This is a genomic window from Streptomyces sp. Y7, from assembly GCF_043195415.1.
In the GTDB taxonomy this organism is placed as follows: domain Bacteria; phylum Actinomycetota; class Actinomycetes; order Streptomycetales; family Streptomycetaceae; genus Streptomyces.
Window position 1 is genome coordinate 73,264 of record NZ_JBIDDQ010000018.1, and the last position, 15,824, is coordinate 89,087.

Consider the following 15,824-nt stretch of genomic DNA (forward strand, 5'->3'; position numbering starts at 1 on the left):
TCACCGGAAGTCCTCCTCGCGGTACTCGGCGTCCGAGCCGGCGGCCGTGGCCTCGCGCAGCTCGATGCGGCGGATCTTGCCGGAGACGGTCTTGGGCAGCGGCGCGAACTCCAGGCGGCGCACCCGCTTGTACGGCGCGAGGACCTCCCGGGAATGCTCGAAGAGCACCTTGGCCGTGTCGGGACCCGGCTCCCAGCCCTCCGCGAGGACCACGTACGCCTTGGGCACCGCGAGGCGTACCTCGTCCGGCGCGGGCACGACGGCCGCCTCCGCCACCGCCTCGTGCTCCAGCAGGGCGCTCTCCAGCTCGAACGGGGAGATCTTGTAGTCGGACGCCTTGAAGACGTCGTCGGCGCGGCCGACGTAGGTGATGTAGCCGTCGGCGTCCCGGGAGCCGATGTCGCCGGTGCGGTAGTAGCCGCCGGCCATCGCCTCCGCGGTGCGGTCGGCGTCGCCGTGGTAGCCGGTCATCACGCCGACCGGGCGCTCGGACAGGTCGAGGGCGATCTCGCCCTCGTCGGCGCCGGGGGCGCCGGAGACCGGGTCGAGCAGTTCGACGCGGAAGCCGGGGCTGGGGCGGCCCATGGAGCCGGTCTTCAAGGGCTGACCCGGGCTGTTGGAGACCTGGACGGCGGTCTCGGTCTGTCCGAAGCCGTCCCGGATGGTCACCCCCCAGGCCCGCCGGACCTGCTCGATGACCTCCGGGTTCAGGGGCTCGCCCGCCGCCACGACCTCGCGGGGCGGGGTGCGCAGCGCGCCGAGGTCGGCCTGGATCAGCATGCGCCAGACGGTCGGCGGGGCGCAGAAGGTGGTGACGCCGGCCCGGTCCATCTCGGTCATCAGCCGGACCGCGTCAAAGCGCGCGTAGTTGACGAGGAAGACGGTCGCCTCGGCGTTCCACGGCGCGAACAGGTTGGACCAGGCGTGCTTGGCCCAGCCGGGCGAGGAGATGTTGAGGTGCACGTCGCCGGGCTTGAGGCCGATCCAGTACATGGTGGCCAGGTGCCCGACGGGATACGAGGTGTGGGTGTGCTCGACCAGCTTGGGGCGGGCGGTGGTGCCGGAGGTGAAGTAGAGCATCAGCGGGTCGTCGGCCGCGGTCGGCCCGTCGGGGGTGAACCCGGCGGAGACGGTGTACGCGTCCTCGTACGTCTGCCATCCCTCGGGCGCCCCGCCGACGGCGATCCGGGTGTAGCGCCCGGGGACCTCGTCGAACTTTCCGGTGTCCTCGGCCCGCACCAGCACATGCCGGACCCGTCCGCGCTCCACTCGGTCGCGCAGGTCGGCGGGGCCGAGCAGCGGGGTGGCCGGGATGACGACGGCGCCCAGCTTCATCGCGGCGAGGGCGGTCTCCCACAGCTCGGCCTGGTTGCCGAGCATGACGAGGACCCGGTCCTCGCGCCGGACGCCGCGGGCCCGCAGCCAGTTGGCGACGCGGGCGGAGCGCTCGGACATCTCGGCGAAGGACAGCCGGACCTCGGTGCCGTCCTCCTCGACGATGTGCAGCGCGGTGCGGTCGTTCCCGTCCGCGATCACGTCGAACCAGTCCAGCGCCCAGTTGAATCGCTCGGGCCGCGGCCAGGAGAAGTCCTGGTACGCGGTGGCGTAGTCCTCGCGGTGTGCCAGCAGGAAGTCCCGCGCGCTGCGGAACAGCTCCGTCCCCGTCGTCATCTGTCCTCCTAGTTACCGGACCTTGCCGGGCGGCTCTCTGCCATCGTGTAATCCGTGACGTGGGTCTCACTACCCCCGAACGGGGGTGTGCGCTCGGGAATCAGCGGTGAAAGGGCGAGCAGGTGGCAGTGAACGCGGCCGCATCGGTGGAGATAGGGCGTGCACTGGTGCGCCTGCGCCGCTCGACCGGGCTGCCGGTCGCCTTCGGCGGTCTGGTGGAACCCGGGCACCCGAGGGTGCGCATCAGCGAACTGAACGGCACGGCCACCGACTCGCTGCGCAGACTCGCGGTGACCGCCGGCAACGGCCTGGGCGGCAAGGCCGTGGCGCTGGCCCGCCCGTGCGCCGTCACGGACTACTCCTCCTCACGGCAGATCACCCACGAGTACGACGCCGCGGTCGCCATGGAGGGGCTGTGCTCGGTGGTGGCGGTCCCGGTCGTCGTACGGCGCCGGGTGCGCGGTGTCCTGTACGGCGCCCTGCGCACGGCCCAGCCGCTGGGCGACCGCACGCTGACGGCGGCCATGGAGGCGGCGCGGGACGTCGAGCAGGCGCTGGTGGTGCGCGAGGAGGCGCGGGGGCTGCTGGAGGCGGCCCGGCCACGACAGGCGCCGCCCGACCGCGGCGCGGTGTGGGAGCAGGTGCGTGAGGCGCACGCGGCGCTGCGCGCGCTCGCCCCGCGCATCGGCGATCCGGGCCTGCGCGCGGAACTGCTGGACGCCTGCGGCCTGCTGACGGAGGGGCCCGCGCCGAACGGCGTGCAGCTGGCCCCGCGCGAACTGGACGTGCTGGCGTGCGTCGCCGCCGGCGCCACGAACGCGGCCACCGCCGAGCGGCTGGGGCTGCGCGCGGAGACCGTCAAGGGCTATTTGCGGTCGGCCATGCGCAAGCTGGGTACCCACACGCGGGGTGAGGCGGTGGCGGCGGCGCGCAGGGCGGGGCTGCTGCCGTAGCGGCGCCGTCGCGGTGGTGGTCCGGGCCACCGCGACAACCCCTCATTCATTCACCCGCGCTTTGAATTTCCCCATGCTCCAAGGTTGTTATTTGCCTCACCTTGCCGGCGGTCCGAATTTCAAAGACCTGTTGCCTAATATTGGCCCGGACACGACACACGGAGGGGAGCGGTGACCGTGCGACGGGACTTCAAGGAGCCTGCCAGATGCCGCCCCGACCAGGTCATCGGCAGGGAGGAACTGTTCACGGCGGCACGTGAGCAGCTCGCCCGGGGCGGCAGCGTGCTGCTTCACGGACCTGCCGGAATCGGAAAGTCGACGGTCCTGCGGGCATTGGCCGGCGAATGCGGCGGGACGGCGCGCACGGTGTTGCGCTGCTCGCCCACGGAGTCCGAATCCCACCTTCCGTTCCTGGCCCTGGCCGACCTCCTCGGCCTGGTCCTCGACGAGGTCTCCGACCGGCTCCCGGCCGCCCAGCGCACCGCCCTGGAGGCGGCCCTCACCGGCCGCGGCGAGTCCAGCCTCCAGCGCGACGGCCTCGCCCTGCGCCTGGCCGTGCTGTCCGCGCTGCGCGCCCTCGCCGACTCCGGCCCCGTCCTGGTCGTCGCCGACGACCTCCAGTGGCTGGATCCGGCCAGCGCCGAACTCCTCGGCTTCGCCGCCCGCCGCCTCGGTGACACCCCGGTGCGGATGCTGTTCGCGGTGCGGACCGAGGGCGAGGAGTACGACCGCCATCTACGCGCGTCTCCGCCGGACACGCTCGCCGTACGGCTCGGCCCGCTGTCCCGCGCCCAGATGTCCACGCTGCTCGAGAACCGCGGCTACACCGGCCTGCCCCGCTCCACCGTCCGGGACATCCACCGCACCAGCGGCGGCAACGCCCTGTTCGCCCTCGAACTGGGCCGCGCCCTCGCCGAGAACGCCACCCCGCCCCGCCCCGGCGAGCCGCTGCCGGTGCCCACCTCGCTGCGCGCCCTGGTGCTGAACCGGCTGGAGATGCTGTCCGACCAGGCCCGCCGCACCCTCCTCGTCGCGAGCGCGGGCGCCCGCCCGACGCTGGCCCTGCTGCACGCCGCCGGCCGGGAGGACGCCGAGGCGGAGACCGCCCAGGCCGCGGAACTGGGGCTGCTCGCCACCGAACCCGAGGGCCCCGCCGTCCGGTTCGCGCACCCGATGATCTCCGCGGCGCTGTACGCGGAGGCTCCCGCGCAGGAGCGCCGGGCCGCGCACGCGGCGCTGTCCACGGCCGCCTCCGATCCGATCGAACGCGCCCGGCACCTGGCCCTCGCGACCACCGGCACCGACCCGGAGGTCGCCGCGCGCCTGGCCGAGGCCGCCGCGCTGGCCCGGGACCGGGGCGCGCCGTCGGTGGCCGCGCAGCTGTCCCTGCTCGCCGCCCGGCACACCCCGGCCGACGGCGCGCCGAGCCCGGACGCCCTGCGGCTGGCGGCCACCGACGACGCGATCACCGCCGGCGAGCTGGACCTGGCCCGGGACATCGCGCGTGAGGTGCTCGCCCGCACGGCCGTGCCGGCGGAACGGGTGCGGGCGTGGATCGCGGTGATCGAGACGGCGGGCCACGCCATGACCGAGGTCGACTCGATCTTCCCGCAGGCGCTGGCCGACGCGGGCGAGGACCCGAAGCTGCTCGCGCTGGTCCACTACCAACTGACCTGGCGCGCCCTGCTCGTGGAGGGCGACTTCGACGAGGCCCGCGAGGAGGCCGGGTACGCGGCGGAGCTGGCCGCGCGGGCCGGTGACCGCTACACCGAGCTGCTGTCGCTCGCGCTCAAGGCGCAGATCGAGACCCTCATGGGGCACCCGGACGCCCCCTCGACCATCCGGCGCGCCCTGGAGGAGCCCCAGGACCCGAGGGTGGCCTGCCATCACAACGGGGCCGGCTACTCCCGCTTCCGCTGGCTGATCATGAGCGACCAGCTCCCCGAGGCCCGCGCGGCGGTCACCGCGCTGCTGCGCGAGGTGCGCCGGCACGGCTGGGTCGAGAGCGAGGTGCACTTCCTGCGCGGGGTCGCCGAGACGGAGCTGCACTCGGGCCACTGCGGACGCGCCCTGGACCTGGCCCGCGAGAGTCTGCGGCTCGCCCGCGACACCGGGATCGGCGAGGTCGCCTCCGCCGTGCTGACCTCGCTCGCGGAGGCGGCGGGCGGCGAGGTGGAGCGGGCGCTGACGCTGGCGCGGGAGGCAATGGAGCACGCCGAGGAGGACGGCGACCAGATGTACGTCTCGCGGGCCCTGGCCGCTCTCGGGCACGCCCAGCTGGTGGCCGGGGACACCGAGGGGGCGGTGCGTTCGCTGCGCCGGGTGCGCGAGGTGGAGCAGGGCCTCGGCATCACCGACCCGGCGCGCGGCCGCTGGCACGGCGACCTCGCGGAGGCCCTGGTGCGCGGCGGCGAGATCGCGGAGGCGCAGGACGTCATCGACGTCACCCGTGAGCAGGCGCTGCGGCTGGACCGTGAGAGCGTGCTGGCCGTGCTGGACCGGGCTCAGGCGCTGGTGCGCGCGGCACGCGGCGACCAGGACGCGGCCGTGGCCCAGTTGACGTCGGCCCAGGACCGGCTCGGCAAGCTGGGGTACGGCCTGGAGGAGGCGCGGGCCGCCTTCGCGCTGGCCCAACTGCGCTGCGCCGTCTCGGGTCCGGCGTCGTACGACGAGCCGGCCCGGCTGTTCCGCCGTTGCCGGGCGCTGCCGTGGCTGCGGCGCGTCGAGGCGGCGGCCGCGGTCGGCGCCGTGCAGCCGGCGCCCGCGCCCGAGGTCGCGCCGGACGGCCTCGACGGGCTGGACGGGCTCGCCTCGATGGAGCGTCAGGTCGCCGCGCTGGTCATGGAGGGCGCGACGAACCGGGAGATCGCCGCGCGTCTGTTCATCAGCGTCAAGACGGTCGAGGCGACCCTGACCCGGGTCTACCGCAAGCTCGGGATCCGGTCGCGGGTCGACATCGTCCGCCTGGCGGCGGGGCGCCGCACGACCTGAATTTCACCCGTCCAGGCCGGTCCGGACAGGTTTAGCGGTACACGACCGAGGGTTTTCCCTGCCCAACTCCCTTAGGGGGTTCCCTCATTGGGAAGGGGAACGTCCGGGACCTACCTTATGGATGTGCCGCTCGCCCGGGCACACGGGGGCCGGTCCCGCGTCCCTCGTGCAACCCCCCACACCCGTGCGACCCCCCACCGGCCATTTCCCCTGAGGAGTCTCCTTGTTCGGGCTCACCCGTGCCAGAAGGACGGCCGCCGTGGCGGCCACCGTCGCCGCCGCCGCGGCGGCCCTGCTCAGCGCCCCCACCGCTGAGGCCGCGGACTCGCGCATCGTCGGCGGTTCGACGACCACGACCGGCGCGTACCCCTTCATGATGCAGATCACCGACGCCTCGCAGAACCAGTTCTGCGGCGGCACGCTGGTCTCCGCCACCAAGGTCGTCACCGCGGCGCACTGCATGGTCGGCGAGTCCACCTCCAGCGTCCGGGTCGTCGGCGGGCGCACCTACCTCAACGGCACGAACGGCACGGTCAGCCGGGTCAGCGGCATCTGGATTCACCCGGACTACCAGGACGTCACCCAGGGCAACGACGTGGCCGTGCTGACCCTGTCCACGTCGATGTCGTACACCCCGGCCTCGTACGTCGACTCCTCGGACACCGGTGTGTACGCGGCGGGCACCACGGCCCGCATCCTCGGCTGGGGCACCACCTCCTCGGGCGGCAGCTCCTCCAACCAGCTGCGCACGGCCACCGTGCCCACGGTCGCCGACTCCAGCTGTGCGAGCTCCTACGGTTCGGACTTCATCGCGTCCGACATGGTTTGCGCCGGATACACCTCCGGCGGCGTCGACACCTGCCAGGGCGACAGCGGCGGTCCCCTGCTCATCGGGGGCGTCCTGGCAGGGATCACTTCCTGGGGCGAGGGGTGCGCCCAGGCCGGTTACCCGGGTGTCTACACCCGGCTGACCACGTTCTCGGACGAGGTGGGCGAGCAGATCGCCTCCTGACCGGGAACGTCGTCCAGAAAGTCTCCTGAGCACACCTCAGGTGAGAGACCGGGGGCGTTGCGAGCCTCCACGAGCGGCCCGCAACGCCCCCTATCCATGTCCGCCCGCCCCGGTATTGAATGGCCGGATTCGTACGGAGGTGAGGGGCATGGTGTCCACCGACCGGCTGCTGGCGTTCGCGGCGACGTCGCTGCTGGTGGTCCTGATCCCGGGACCCAGCGTGCTGTTCGTGATCGGACGGGCCCTGGCCCACGGCCGCCGCACCGCGGTGGCGACGGCCGTCGGCAACTCCTTCGGCTCCTACGCGCTGGTGATCGCGGTCGCGGTGGGCATCGGCTCACTGGTGGAGCGGTCCGCGGCGATCTACCTCACGGTCAAACTGGCGGGCGCGGCCTACCTCGTGTTCCTGGGCGTCCAGGCGTTCCGGCACCGCAAGGAACTGCGCGTGTCGGCGGCCGAACCCGTCGCGGCGCGTCCGGCGCGCGGCGATCTGCGCACGGTCCTCGACGGCGCCCTGGTCGGCGTCACCAATCCCAAGGGCATCGTGTTCTTCGCCGCCGTACTCCCCCAGTTCGTCGACCAGTCGGCGGGGCATGTCCCCTTGCAGATGCTGGTGCTGGGCCTGATCCCGATCGTCATCGGCCTGGTCACGGACACCCTGTGGGGCCTGACCGCGTCCGCCACCCGCTCCTGGTTCGCTCTCCCCCACTCTCGGCTTCGCTCGAGCGGGGGGACCCCCATGGACCGGCGGCTGTCGCTGATCGGCGGGGCGGGCGGCTTCACCATGATCGGGCTCGGTGTGACGGTGGCGGTGACGGGCCGCGCGGACTGAGGGCCGCCGCCCGGCTAGGGGATGACGGTCCCGAACCGGATGTCGTACGCCTCCTGCGGGTGCATGACCCGCAGCATGCGCTCCGCCTCCTCGGTCACCTCCCCGCGCCGGGCCCGGGTGAGGTCGCCGAACGGCTCGATGACGAGGGCGTCGTCGAGGAGGCGCCACACGCCGGCGAGGAAGCCGTCGACCAGGAACGGGCAGTGGAGCATGTTCGCGTGCCAGGTGCGGCCGCGGTTCGCGGGCGGGATCACCCGGGTGCGGTCGGCGTGGGAGAGCAGCAGGTTGTCGAACTCCGGCAGGAAGCGGGGCGGCGCCGGGGTGTCCGCGTCGGGCCGCGGGGCGTCGGGGAGGTCGAAGAGTTCGACGCCGTTCTCGTCCCGGAAGGTCAGCAGCTCGGGGCGCAGGCGTTCGAAGACGGGACGCATCCGGGTCAGTCCGGCCCAGGTCTGCATGTCCTTGACGGACGCCGGCCCGAAGGCGGCCAGATAGCGCAGGACCGTGGCGTCGGGCGAGGCGGCCGGCTCGGCGGGGCGCCCCAGCCAGTGCTCGACGGTGGTGAGGGAGACCTGCGCGCCGCGCCCCCACAGTCCGCGCGGGGTGACCTGGACGAGGGGCAGCTTGCAGCGGGCGGCGACGGCCAGGGACTGCGGGTCGGCGTCCGGCCACTCGGCGCCGAGCGCCTCGCGCAGCTGCTTCATGGTGCGCGGCTCCGCCTCGACCAGCTCACGGGAGATCACGGCGAGCCGGTCCAGGTCGACACCGACGAGGCCCTTGCGGAAGTAGTTGATCTCGCGGTCGCGCGCGGGCTGCACCAGCGGGCGCAGGGTGAGGCTGTCCTCGGCGCTGTGCAGGTGGATCGTCGAGCGCATGGTGACGATCCGCACCGCCGCGCGGTCGGCGAGCGGTGCGGACAGTTCCCCGGGCGTGAAGCCGTCGAGCCGGGCGGCGAGCGCGTAGTACGGCGGCTTGACCTCCTGCGCCTGGAGGCCGACCAGATGCTCCACGGCCGCCAGGGCGGACATCGGGGAGCGGCGCAGCAGGAGCTGGCGGTCGAGGGTGGCCCGGTTGAGGGCGCGGGTGCTGAGAACGGGCTCTGCCGTGGTCCGCTTCGTCATGCCGATGACGCTAGCGAGAGTTGCGGACACGTTCTGTCCGCGAGTCGCACGGAGTCCTGGATCGGCTCACCCACCCCGCCCATGTCATTCGCCCCGTATATCCTGCTCGGTGATCACGCACGTCCACCCGTCGCCCTGATCGGGAGGGAGCCGCAATGTCCGAGCGACGCCCCCGCCCCGCCTCGAAGAACCCCATGAAGTCCGTGTGGCGCCGTGGCCTCACCCCACCGCCCGCGGAGCCTCCCGCGCCGGCGCCCGGGACACCTTCCCGCGCTCCGGAGCCGTCCGAGGTGGTGAGCGTGGTGCAGGCGGCGCTCTACCGGGACGGCGTGCGGGTGTCCTCCCCCGCCACCCTCGCCGAGACCTTCCGCGAGCTGCGCGACCAGCCGTCCGGCATGGCGTGGATCGGCCTGGCCCGGCCGACGGAGGCCGAGCTGCTGTCCCTGGCCGCCGAGTTCGACCTGCATCCGCTGTCGATCGAGGACGCGATGGAGGCCCATCAGCGGCCCAAGCTGGAGCGTTACGGCGACACGCTGTTCGTGGTGCTGCGGGCGGCCCGCTATCTCGACGCGCCCGAGGAGGTCGACTTCGGCGAGCTGCACGTCTTCGTCGGACCCGACTTCGTGATCACCGTCCGCCATGGCGCGGCCCCCGATCTGTCGGCGGTGCGCCGGCGCATGGAGGAGACGCCCGAGCTGCTCAAGCTCGGCCCGGAGGCGGTGCTCTACGCCATACTCGACGCCGTCGTCGACGGCTACGAGCCGGTCGTGGCGGGCGTCCAGATCGACATCGACGAGATCGAGACCGAGGTCTTCCGCGGCGACCCCGAGGTCTCCCGCCGTATCTACGAACTCTCCCGCGAGATGGTCGAGTTCCAGCGCGCCACCCGTCCGCTGGTCGGGATGCTGCACGGCCTGATGGCGGGCTTCTCCAAGTACGGCACGGACGAGGAACTCCAGCGCTATCTGCGTGATGTGGCCGACCACGTCACGCACACCAGCGAACGCGTCGACGGCTTCCGCCAGGCCCTCACCGAGATCCTGACCGTCAACGCGACCCTGGTCACGCAGCAGCAGAACGCGGAGATGCGGGCCCTGGCGGAGGCGGGGTTCGAACAGAACGAGGAGATCAAACGGATCTCGTCCTGGGCGGCGATCCTGTTCGCGCCCACCCTCGTCGGCACCATCTACGGCATGAACTTCGACCATATGCCGGAGCTGCACTGGGTGTTCGGGTATCCCTTCGCGATCGCCCTGATGGCCGTCGTGTGCATCAGTCTGTACATCATCTTCAAGCGCAAGGACTGGCTCTGAGCCCGGTCACATCCACGGCCGACGACCGGCCCTCCCCGCAGCGACCGGCGGAGGGGCGACTCCTGCGGGACGGACGGGGTCCGGGGTCCTGAGCGTGACACGGGCCGCCGTCCGGACCGGGTGAGGCCGTGACGAGCACCGGTCAGTGCACGTGCGGCCCGCCGGCCTGCTGCGGTGTGCCGCGCGGTACGAGGCCCAGGGCCACGACGGCGCCGGCCGCGGCAGCCACGGCGCACACCGTGAACGCGTCGCCGAAGCCGCCCGCCGATCCCCGCTCGAAGCCGGCGGCCGCGACGCTCGAGACGACGGCGACACCGATCGAACCGCCCACCTCGTGGGCGGTGTTGACGACGCCGGAGGCGAGCCCGGCCTCGCGGTGCTCCACCATGCCCAGGGCGGTCGTACCGGCCGTGACGAGGACGGCGCCGATGCCGAGCGAGGCGAGCACGAAGCCCGGCAGCAGACCGGCGTACACGCTGCCGTTCTCCGGCAGCCGGGTCAGCGGGACGGTTCCGGCGGCGGCCACGGCCATGCCCGCGACCGCCGTCGGACGGCTGCCGATCCTCCCGACGAGCCGGGAGCCGACGTGGGCGCCGACGCCGGTGGCCACGGCGACGGGCAGGAACAGCAGGCCGGTCCGCAGCGGGCTGAACCCGCGGACGTGCTGGAGGTAGGCGGATCCGAGGAAGAAGAACGAGATCAGCAGAGCGGTGGCGACGAGCATCAGGAAGACTCCGGCGAGCACCGGCCGCCGGGTGAACATCCGCAGGTCCATCAGCGGCGCCCGGGAAGCCCGTTCCACCGCCACGAAGGCCGTGTAGGCGACCACGGCACCGGTCAACGGCAGCAGGCTCGCGGCACCCGTCCACCCGGCGTCACCCGCCTCGACCAGGCCGTAGATCAGGGCGGCGGTGCCCGTGGTGACGAGGAGAGCGCCCGGTATGTCGAGGCGGGCGGGCAGCGGGGCACGGGCCGGGACGAGGGTGGGCAGGACGGCGAGCAGGAGCAGCCCGACGGGCACGTTGACGTAGAACACCCACGGCCAGCCGGGGCCGTCGGTGAGCGCGCCGCCGAGGACCACACCGGCCGCCGCGCCGGCGCCGCCGATGGCCGACCAGACGCCGAGCGCCTTGTTGCGTTCGGCGCCGTGGAAGGCCGTGGTGACGACGGACAGCGCGGCCGGGGACAGCAGGGCCGCGCCGACGCCCTGACCGATCCGGCCGCCGAGCAGCATGGGCGCGTTCTGGGCCAGGCCCGTGACCAGGGAGGCCGTGGTGAAGAGCGCGAGTCCGGCGAGCAGGGTGCGGCGGGCGCCGAGAGCGTCGGCGAGCCGGCCGCCGAGCAGCATCAGCCCGCCGAAGCAGAGGGTGTAGGCGGTGACCACCCAGGTCAGCGCCTCGCGGTCGAGGTCGAGGTCGGCCGCCATGTCGGGCAGGGCGACGTTCACGACGGTGACGTCCAGGACGAGCATGAACTGCGCCACGCAGATCAGCGCGAGGGCCGCCCAGCGGCGCGGGCCGGCGGGCGGTGGACGGTCGTGTGCGTCCGTGTGCGGTGCACCGGCTGTGGAGTGGGCCATGACGTGTCCTTCCGGATGCGGTCCGAGGGTCCGACCGCGGGTACGACCGCGGGCATGACCGACGGCGAGGGTCTGACTGAACCATACTGTTCAGTTCATATGAACTCAACCGTACAGTTCAGATGAGTGCTAAGGTCGAGGTCATGAGCACGAACAGCGTGAAACAGCCGCCGAGCGGCCCCCGCGCGGAGCTCAAGCGGCGGGCCATCGTGCGGGCCGCCCGCGAGCTGTTCCTGCGGGAGGGTTTCGGCGTGGGGATGGACACCATCGCCGCCGAGGCGGGCGTGTCGAAGGTGACCGTCTACAACCACTTCGGCAGCAAGGAATCCCTGTTCACAGCGGTCATCACGGACGCCCTGGACGAGCCGCTGGCCGGGGAGTCGTCCGCCGCCCTGGAGGGCCTGGCCGAGGCGGGCGACCTGCGCTCCGCCCTCGTCGACGCGGCGCGCGCCTGGGTCCGGGCCGTGCGCACCAATGACGAGGTCACCGCCCTGCACAACCTCGTCGCCGCGGAGGTGCACCGCTTCCCCGAGCTGGCCGAGGCATGGCGGCACCGTGGCACGGAGAGCCACCATCCCGCGGTCGCCGGCGCCCTGGGCACCCTCGCCGAGCAGGGCCGGCTGAAGATCCCCGACCTCCAGGTGGCGATCATCCAGTTCTACGGCCTGCTCGTCTTCCCCCACATGGTCTTCAGCTCCCACGGCGCCCAGATCGACGACGACCTGACGGACCGTCTGGTCACCGGTGGCGTCGACATGTTCCTGGCCCACTACGGCCCGCGGGGCGAGTAGCCGGGGCCGGCGGGGCCGGGGCCCCGCGTACCGCGTGACCTACGCTGGGAAGGTTCCGCGGGCCGCGAGGTACGCGTGGGGAGAACCGACCGCGCACGGCCGCCCGCCGGGGTCGTCCGTGCCGGACGGTCCGTGATCTTCGAGCGACGGGACCGGCTTTGAGCGACGGAGCGACGGGCACGCACGGCACGAGCACGGCCGAGGAGGCGGTGGAGGTACGGCGGTTCTGGCAGCGGCTGGGGCTGCCGGGACTGATCGACGTGCACACCCACTTCATGCCGGAGCGCGTCCTGCACAAGGTCTGGGGCTACTTCGACTCGCTCGGACCGCTGACCGGCGGGATCGAGTGGCCGATCACCTACCGCGCGGAGGAGGCCGAACGGGTCGCCGTGATCCGGGACCTGGGCGTACGCGCCTTCACCTCGATGCTCTATCCGCACAAGGCGGACATGGCCGAGTGGCTCAACGCCTGGGCCGTCGACTTCGCCCGCCGCACCCCGGACTGCCTGCACACCTCGACCTTCTTCCCCGAGCCGGGAGTCGAGTCCTACGTCCGCGAGGCCGTCGAGGCGGGCACCCGGGTCTTCAAGGCACATGTGCAGGTGGGTGCGTACGACCCGGCCGACGAGGCCCTCGACGCCACCTGGGGACTGCTGGCCGAGGCCGCGACACCCGTCGTGATCCACTGCGGATCGGGCCCCATGCCCGGCAAGTACACCGGACCCGAACCCGTGAGCCGCGTGCTCGCCCGGCACCCCAGGCTGCGGCTGATCGTCGCGCACATGGGACTGCCCGAGTACGAGGACTTCCTCGACCTCGCCGAGCGCTACGAGGAGGTGCGCCTCGACACGACCATGGCGTTCACCGACTTCAGCGAACGCATGGCCCCGTTCCCGCGGCGTGCCCTGCCCCGCCTGGCGGACCTCGGCGACCGCATCCTGCTCGGCAGCGACTTCCCCAACATCCCCTATCCGTACGTCCATCAGCTCGCGGCCCTGGAACGCCTGGAGCTCGGGGACGCGTGGCTGCGCGGCGTGTGCCACGACAACGGGGCGCGCCTGTTCGGGCTGTGACGGCACCGACCACGGCTTCGACGGCGGACACGGCGTGGTGCGACGCCGGTCCCGTCGGGGCCAAGTCCTGACCGATCTCCTACTTCGTCTTTACGAGAGCTACGCTAACGTAGGTGAACGAAACCGTTTCGTTCTGCTGGGCAGGCCGCCACCCGCCTCGGCCAGGAAGAAGGCAGACATGGTCTCCGTACTCGTGGTCAACGACCAGTCTCTCCAGCGCCTCGCCCTGCGCATGCTCCTCGGCGCCGAGCCGGATCTGCACGTCGTCGGGGAAGCGACGAGCGAGGCCGAGGCGGTCCGGCTGAGCGCCGCGCTCCACCCCGACGTGGTGCTGGTGGCCGGCCGCCCGTCGGAGCCGGCGGACACCCTGGAGACCGTGCGGCACCTGACCCGGCAGGACCGCTTCCCGAGCCCCCTCGGATCCGCGCGGCCGGACGCGCACACCCCCCGTGTCCTGGTGCTCACCCCCACCGGTCACGAGGAGTACGCCTACGCGGCCCTGCGCGCCGGCGCGGACGGGTTCCTCCTGGAGGACGCCGCACCGGACGAACTCGCCTCGGCCGTCCGGGTCGTGGCCGCCGGGGACGCCGTCGTCACACCCGCCCTGACCCGCGCGCTCATCGACGCCGTCCGCGAACAGCGCACCGTACGCCCCTTGTCGCGCGTTTCGGGACTCGACACGCTGACCGGACGCGAGCGGGACGTCCTCGTCGCCGTGGCCTCCGGTTGGTCCAACGCCGAGATCGCCGAACGGCTTTCCATCGCGCCTACCACGGTCAAGACGCATGTGAGCAATATCCTCACCAAGATCGGCGCCCGCGCTCGCGTCCAGGCGGTCACGTTCGCGTACGAGTCCGGCCTCGTCCGGCCCGCCGCCTGACGCCGGGCCAACTGGCGGGCCCGCGCTACACCATCCGGTGGCTTCTCGCCCCCAAGCGTTTTTCATATCACCCGATTTCCTATTCATTCCACTGTCCGGCTCTTGGTGCTGACCAGCCGTCACGAGGCCCTGAACCAAGTCGAGGAGAGTGGAAGATGACGACATCGCCAAGATGGCGATCTGTTCTGACGCCGGCGGCCATGGCCGCCGCGCTCGCCGCAGCCGCCCTGGCGAGCGGGGGCACCGTCTACGCCGACGACCACGCGACGCCCCAGCCGCCCTACCCGAGCAAGCCGGTCCACCCGGCCCACGCTCCGCAGCCGGCGTACCCGGCGAAGCCGGGGCACCCGGGCAAGCCCATGCACCCCGCGAAGCCGGAACATCCCGGCAAGCCGATGCACCCGGCGAAGCCCGCGCATCCGGACAAGCCGATGCATCCGGAGAAGCCGATGCATCCCGCGAAGCCGGTCCACCCGGACAAGCCTGACTACCCGGCGAAGCCCGCGAAGCCTGAGTACCCGGCCAAGCCGGTCAAGCCTGAGTACCCGGCCAAGCCGGTCAAGCCTGAACACCCGGCCAAGCCCGTGTATCCCGCGAAGCCGGTCAAGCCCGAATACCCGGCCAAGCCCGTACATCCGGCGAAGCCGGAGTACCCGGCGAAGCCTGTAAAGCCTGAATACCCGGCGAAACCCGTGTACCCGGCCAAGCCCGTCAAGCCGGAATACCCCGCGAAGCCCGTGTACCCGGCCAAGCCCGTCAAGCCCGAGTACCCCGCGAAGCCCGAATACCCGGCCAAGCCCGTCAAGCCTGAATACCCGGCGAAGCCCGTGTACCCGGCCAAGCCCGTCAAGCCGGAATACCCCGCGAAGCCCGTGTACCCGGCCAAGCCCGTCAAGCCCGAGTACCCGGCCAAGCCTGAATACCCGGCCAAGCCCGTCAAGCCGGAATACCCCGCGAAGCCCGTGTACCCGGCCAAGCCGGCGAAGCCTGAGTACCCCGCCAAGCCCGCGTACCCGGCCAAGCCCGCCAAGCCGGAATACCCCGCCAAGCCCGCGTACCCGGCCAAGCCCGCCAAGCCGGAATACCCCGCCAAGCCCGTGTACCCGGCCAAGCCCGCCAAGCCTGAATACCCGGCGAAGCCCGCACACCCGGAGAAGCCTGCGTATCCGGCCAAGCCGGCGAAGCCCGAGTACCCGGCGAAGCCCGCGCACCCCGACAAGCCCGACTACCCCTCGAAGCCGGCCAAGCCCGAGTACCCGTCAAAGCCGGCCCACCCGGACAAGCCTGACTACCCGGCGAAGCCCGCGCACCCCGACAAGCCGGACTACCCGTCCAAGCCCGCCCACCCGGAGAAGCCCGACTACCCGGCGAAGCCCGCGCACCCCGACAAGCCGGACTACCCCTCCAAGCCCGCCCACCCGGACAAGCCCTCGCATCCGGACAAGCCTGACCACCCCTCGAAGCCCACCCACACCAAGCACCAGGACAAGGAGCAGTGGTGACCAGGAGCAGCTGATCCTGTCTGGTGCCGCCTGGAGTGCCGGGCCCGGTCGATCCGGGTCCGGCACTCCGCTGTCCGGGCGCGGACGCCCGCCAACGGGCCTCGATCGC

General features: G+C 72.4%; 12 protein-coding genes. 9 read left to right on the forward strand and 3 right to left on the reverse strand.

The features are described from left to right. The gene (locus tag ACGFW6_RS32210; RefSeq protein WP_393517793.1) at positions 1-1,671 is read right to left on the reverse strand and encodes an AMP-binding protein; all 1,671 of its coding nucleotides are present in this window, start codon (positions 1,669-1,671) and stop codon (positions 1-3) included. A 128-nt stretch (positions 1,672-1,799) separates the two neighbouring features. Here ACGFW6_RS32210 and ACGFW6_RS32215 point away from each other — a divergent pair, with 128 nt between their 5' ends. The 4 genes from ACGFW6_RS32215 to ACGFW6_RS32230 all read left to right on the forward strand — a co-directional run bounded on the left by ACGFW6_RS32215 (position 1,800) and on the right by ACGFW6_RS32230 (position 7,459). Continuing rightward, positions 1,800-2,624 (forward strand): response regulator transcription factor, encoded by an 825-nt coding sequence (locus tag ACGFW6_RS32215; protein WP_393518004.1) that lies wholly within the window; start codon positions 1,800-1,802, stop codon positions 2,622-2,624. 171 nt (positions 2,625-2,795) lie between these two features. Further along, on the forward strand, positions 2,796-5,615 hold the full coding sequence (locus tag ACGFW6_RS32220) for an AAA family ATPase (protein WP_393517796.1): 2,820 nt from the start codon (positions 2,796-2,798) through the stop codon (positions 5,613-5,615). A 223-nt stretch (positions 5,616-5,838) separates the two neighbouring features. Continuing rightward, positions 5,839-6,627 carry a S1 family peptidase gene (locus ACGFW6_RS32225; protein WP_393517799.1) on the forward strand — a complete coding sequence of 263 codons (789 nt, stop codon included), beginning with the start codon at positions 5,839-5,841 and terminating at the stop codon, positions 6,625-6,627. A gap of 148 nt (positions 6,628-6,775) precedes the next feature. Then, on the forward strand, positions 6,776-7,459 hold the full coding sequence (locus tag ACGFW6_RS32230) for a LysE family translocator (protein ID WP_393517802.1): 684 nt from the start codon (positions 6,776-6,778) through the stop codon (positions 7,457-7,459). A gap of 14 nt (positions 7,460-7,473) precedes the next feature. Here ACGFW6_RS32230 and ACGFW6_RS32235 read toward each other — a convergent pair whose 3' ends face one another. Beyond that, on the reverse strand, positions 7,474-8,577 hold the full coding sequence (locus tag ACGFW6_RS32235; protein WP_393517805.1) for a winged helix DNA-binding domain-containing protein: 1,104 nt from the start codon (positions 8,575-8,577) through the stop codon (positions 7,474-7,476). A gap of 155 nt (positions 8,578-8,732) precedes the next feature. On the opposite strand from ACGFW6_RS32235, the gene ACGFW6_RS32240 reads away from it, so the two are divergent. After that, positions 8,733-9,890: a magnesium and cobalt transport protein CorA gene (locus ACGFW6_RS32240; protein WP_393517808.1), complete on the forward strand. Its 1,158-nt coding sequence runs from the start codon at positions 8,733-8,735 to the stop codon at positions 9,888-9,890. Positions 9,891-10,032: 142 nt separating this feature from the next. Here the strand turns inward: ACGFW6_RS32240 and ACGFW6_RS32245 are convergent, their stop codons facing one another. Further along, the gene (locus ACGFW6_RS32245; RefSeq protein WP_393517811.1) at positions 10,033-11,469 is read right to left on the reverse strand and encodes an MFS transporter; all 1,437 of its coding nucleotides are present in this window, start codon (positions 11,467-11,469) and stop codon (positions 10,033-10,035) included. A gap of 143 nt (positions 11,470-11,612) precedes the next feature. Here ACGFW6_RS32245 and ACGFW6_RS32250 point away from each other — a divergent pair, with 143 nt between their 5' ends. The 4 genes from ACGFW6_RS32250 to ACGFW6_RS32265 all read left to right on the forward strand — a co-directional run bounded on the left by ACGFW6_RS32250 (position 11,613) and on the right by ACGFW6_RS32265 (position 15,715). Beyond that, positions 11,613-12,260 carry a TetR/AcrR family transcriptional regulator gene (locus ACGFW6_RS32250; RefSeq protein ID WP_393517815.1) on the forward strand — a complete coding sequence of 216 codons (648 nt, stop codon included), beginning with the start codon at positions 11,613-11,615 and terminating at the stop codon, positions 12,258-12,260. A 158-nt stretch (positions 12,261-12,418) separates the two neighbouring features. Then, positions 12,419-13,333, forward strand: a complete 915-nt coding sequence (locus tag ACGFW6_RS32255) for an amidohydrolase family protein (RefSeq protein WP_393517818.1) — start codon at positions 12,419-12,421, stop codon at positions 13,331-13,333. A gap of 178 nt (positions 13,334-13,511) precedes the next feature. Then, positions 13,512-14,213: a LuxR C-terminal-related transcriptional regulator gene (locus tag ACGFW6_RS32260; RefSeq protein WP_393517821.1), complete on the forward strand. Its 702-nt coding sequence runs from the start codon at positions 13,512-13,514 to the stop codon at positions 14,211-14,213. A 155-nt stretch (positions 14,214-14,368) separates the two neighbouring features. Next, complete coding sequence (locus ACGFW6_RS32265) at positions 14,369-15,715, forward strand: hypothetical protein (protein WP_393517824.1); 1,347 nt, start codon at positions 14,369-14,371, stop codon at positions 15,713-15,715. Positions 15,716-15,824: the final 109 nt, after the last annotated feature.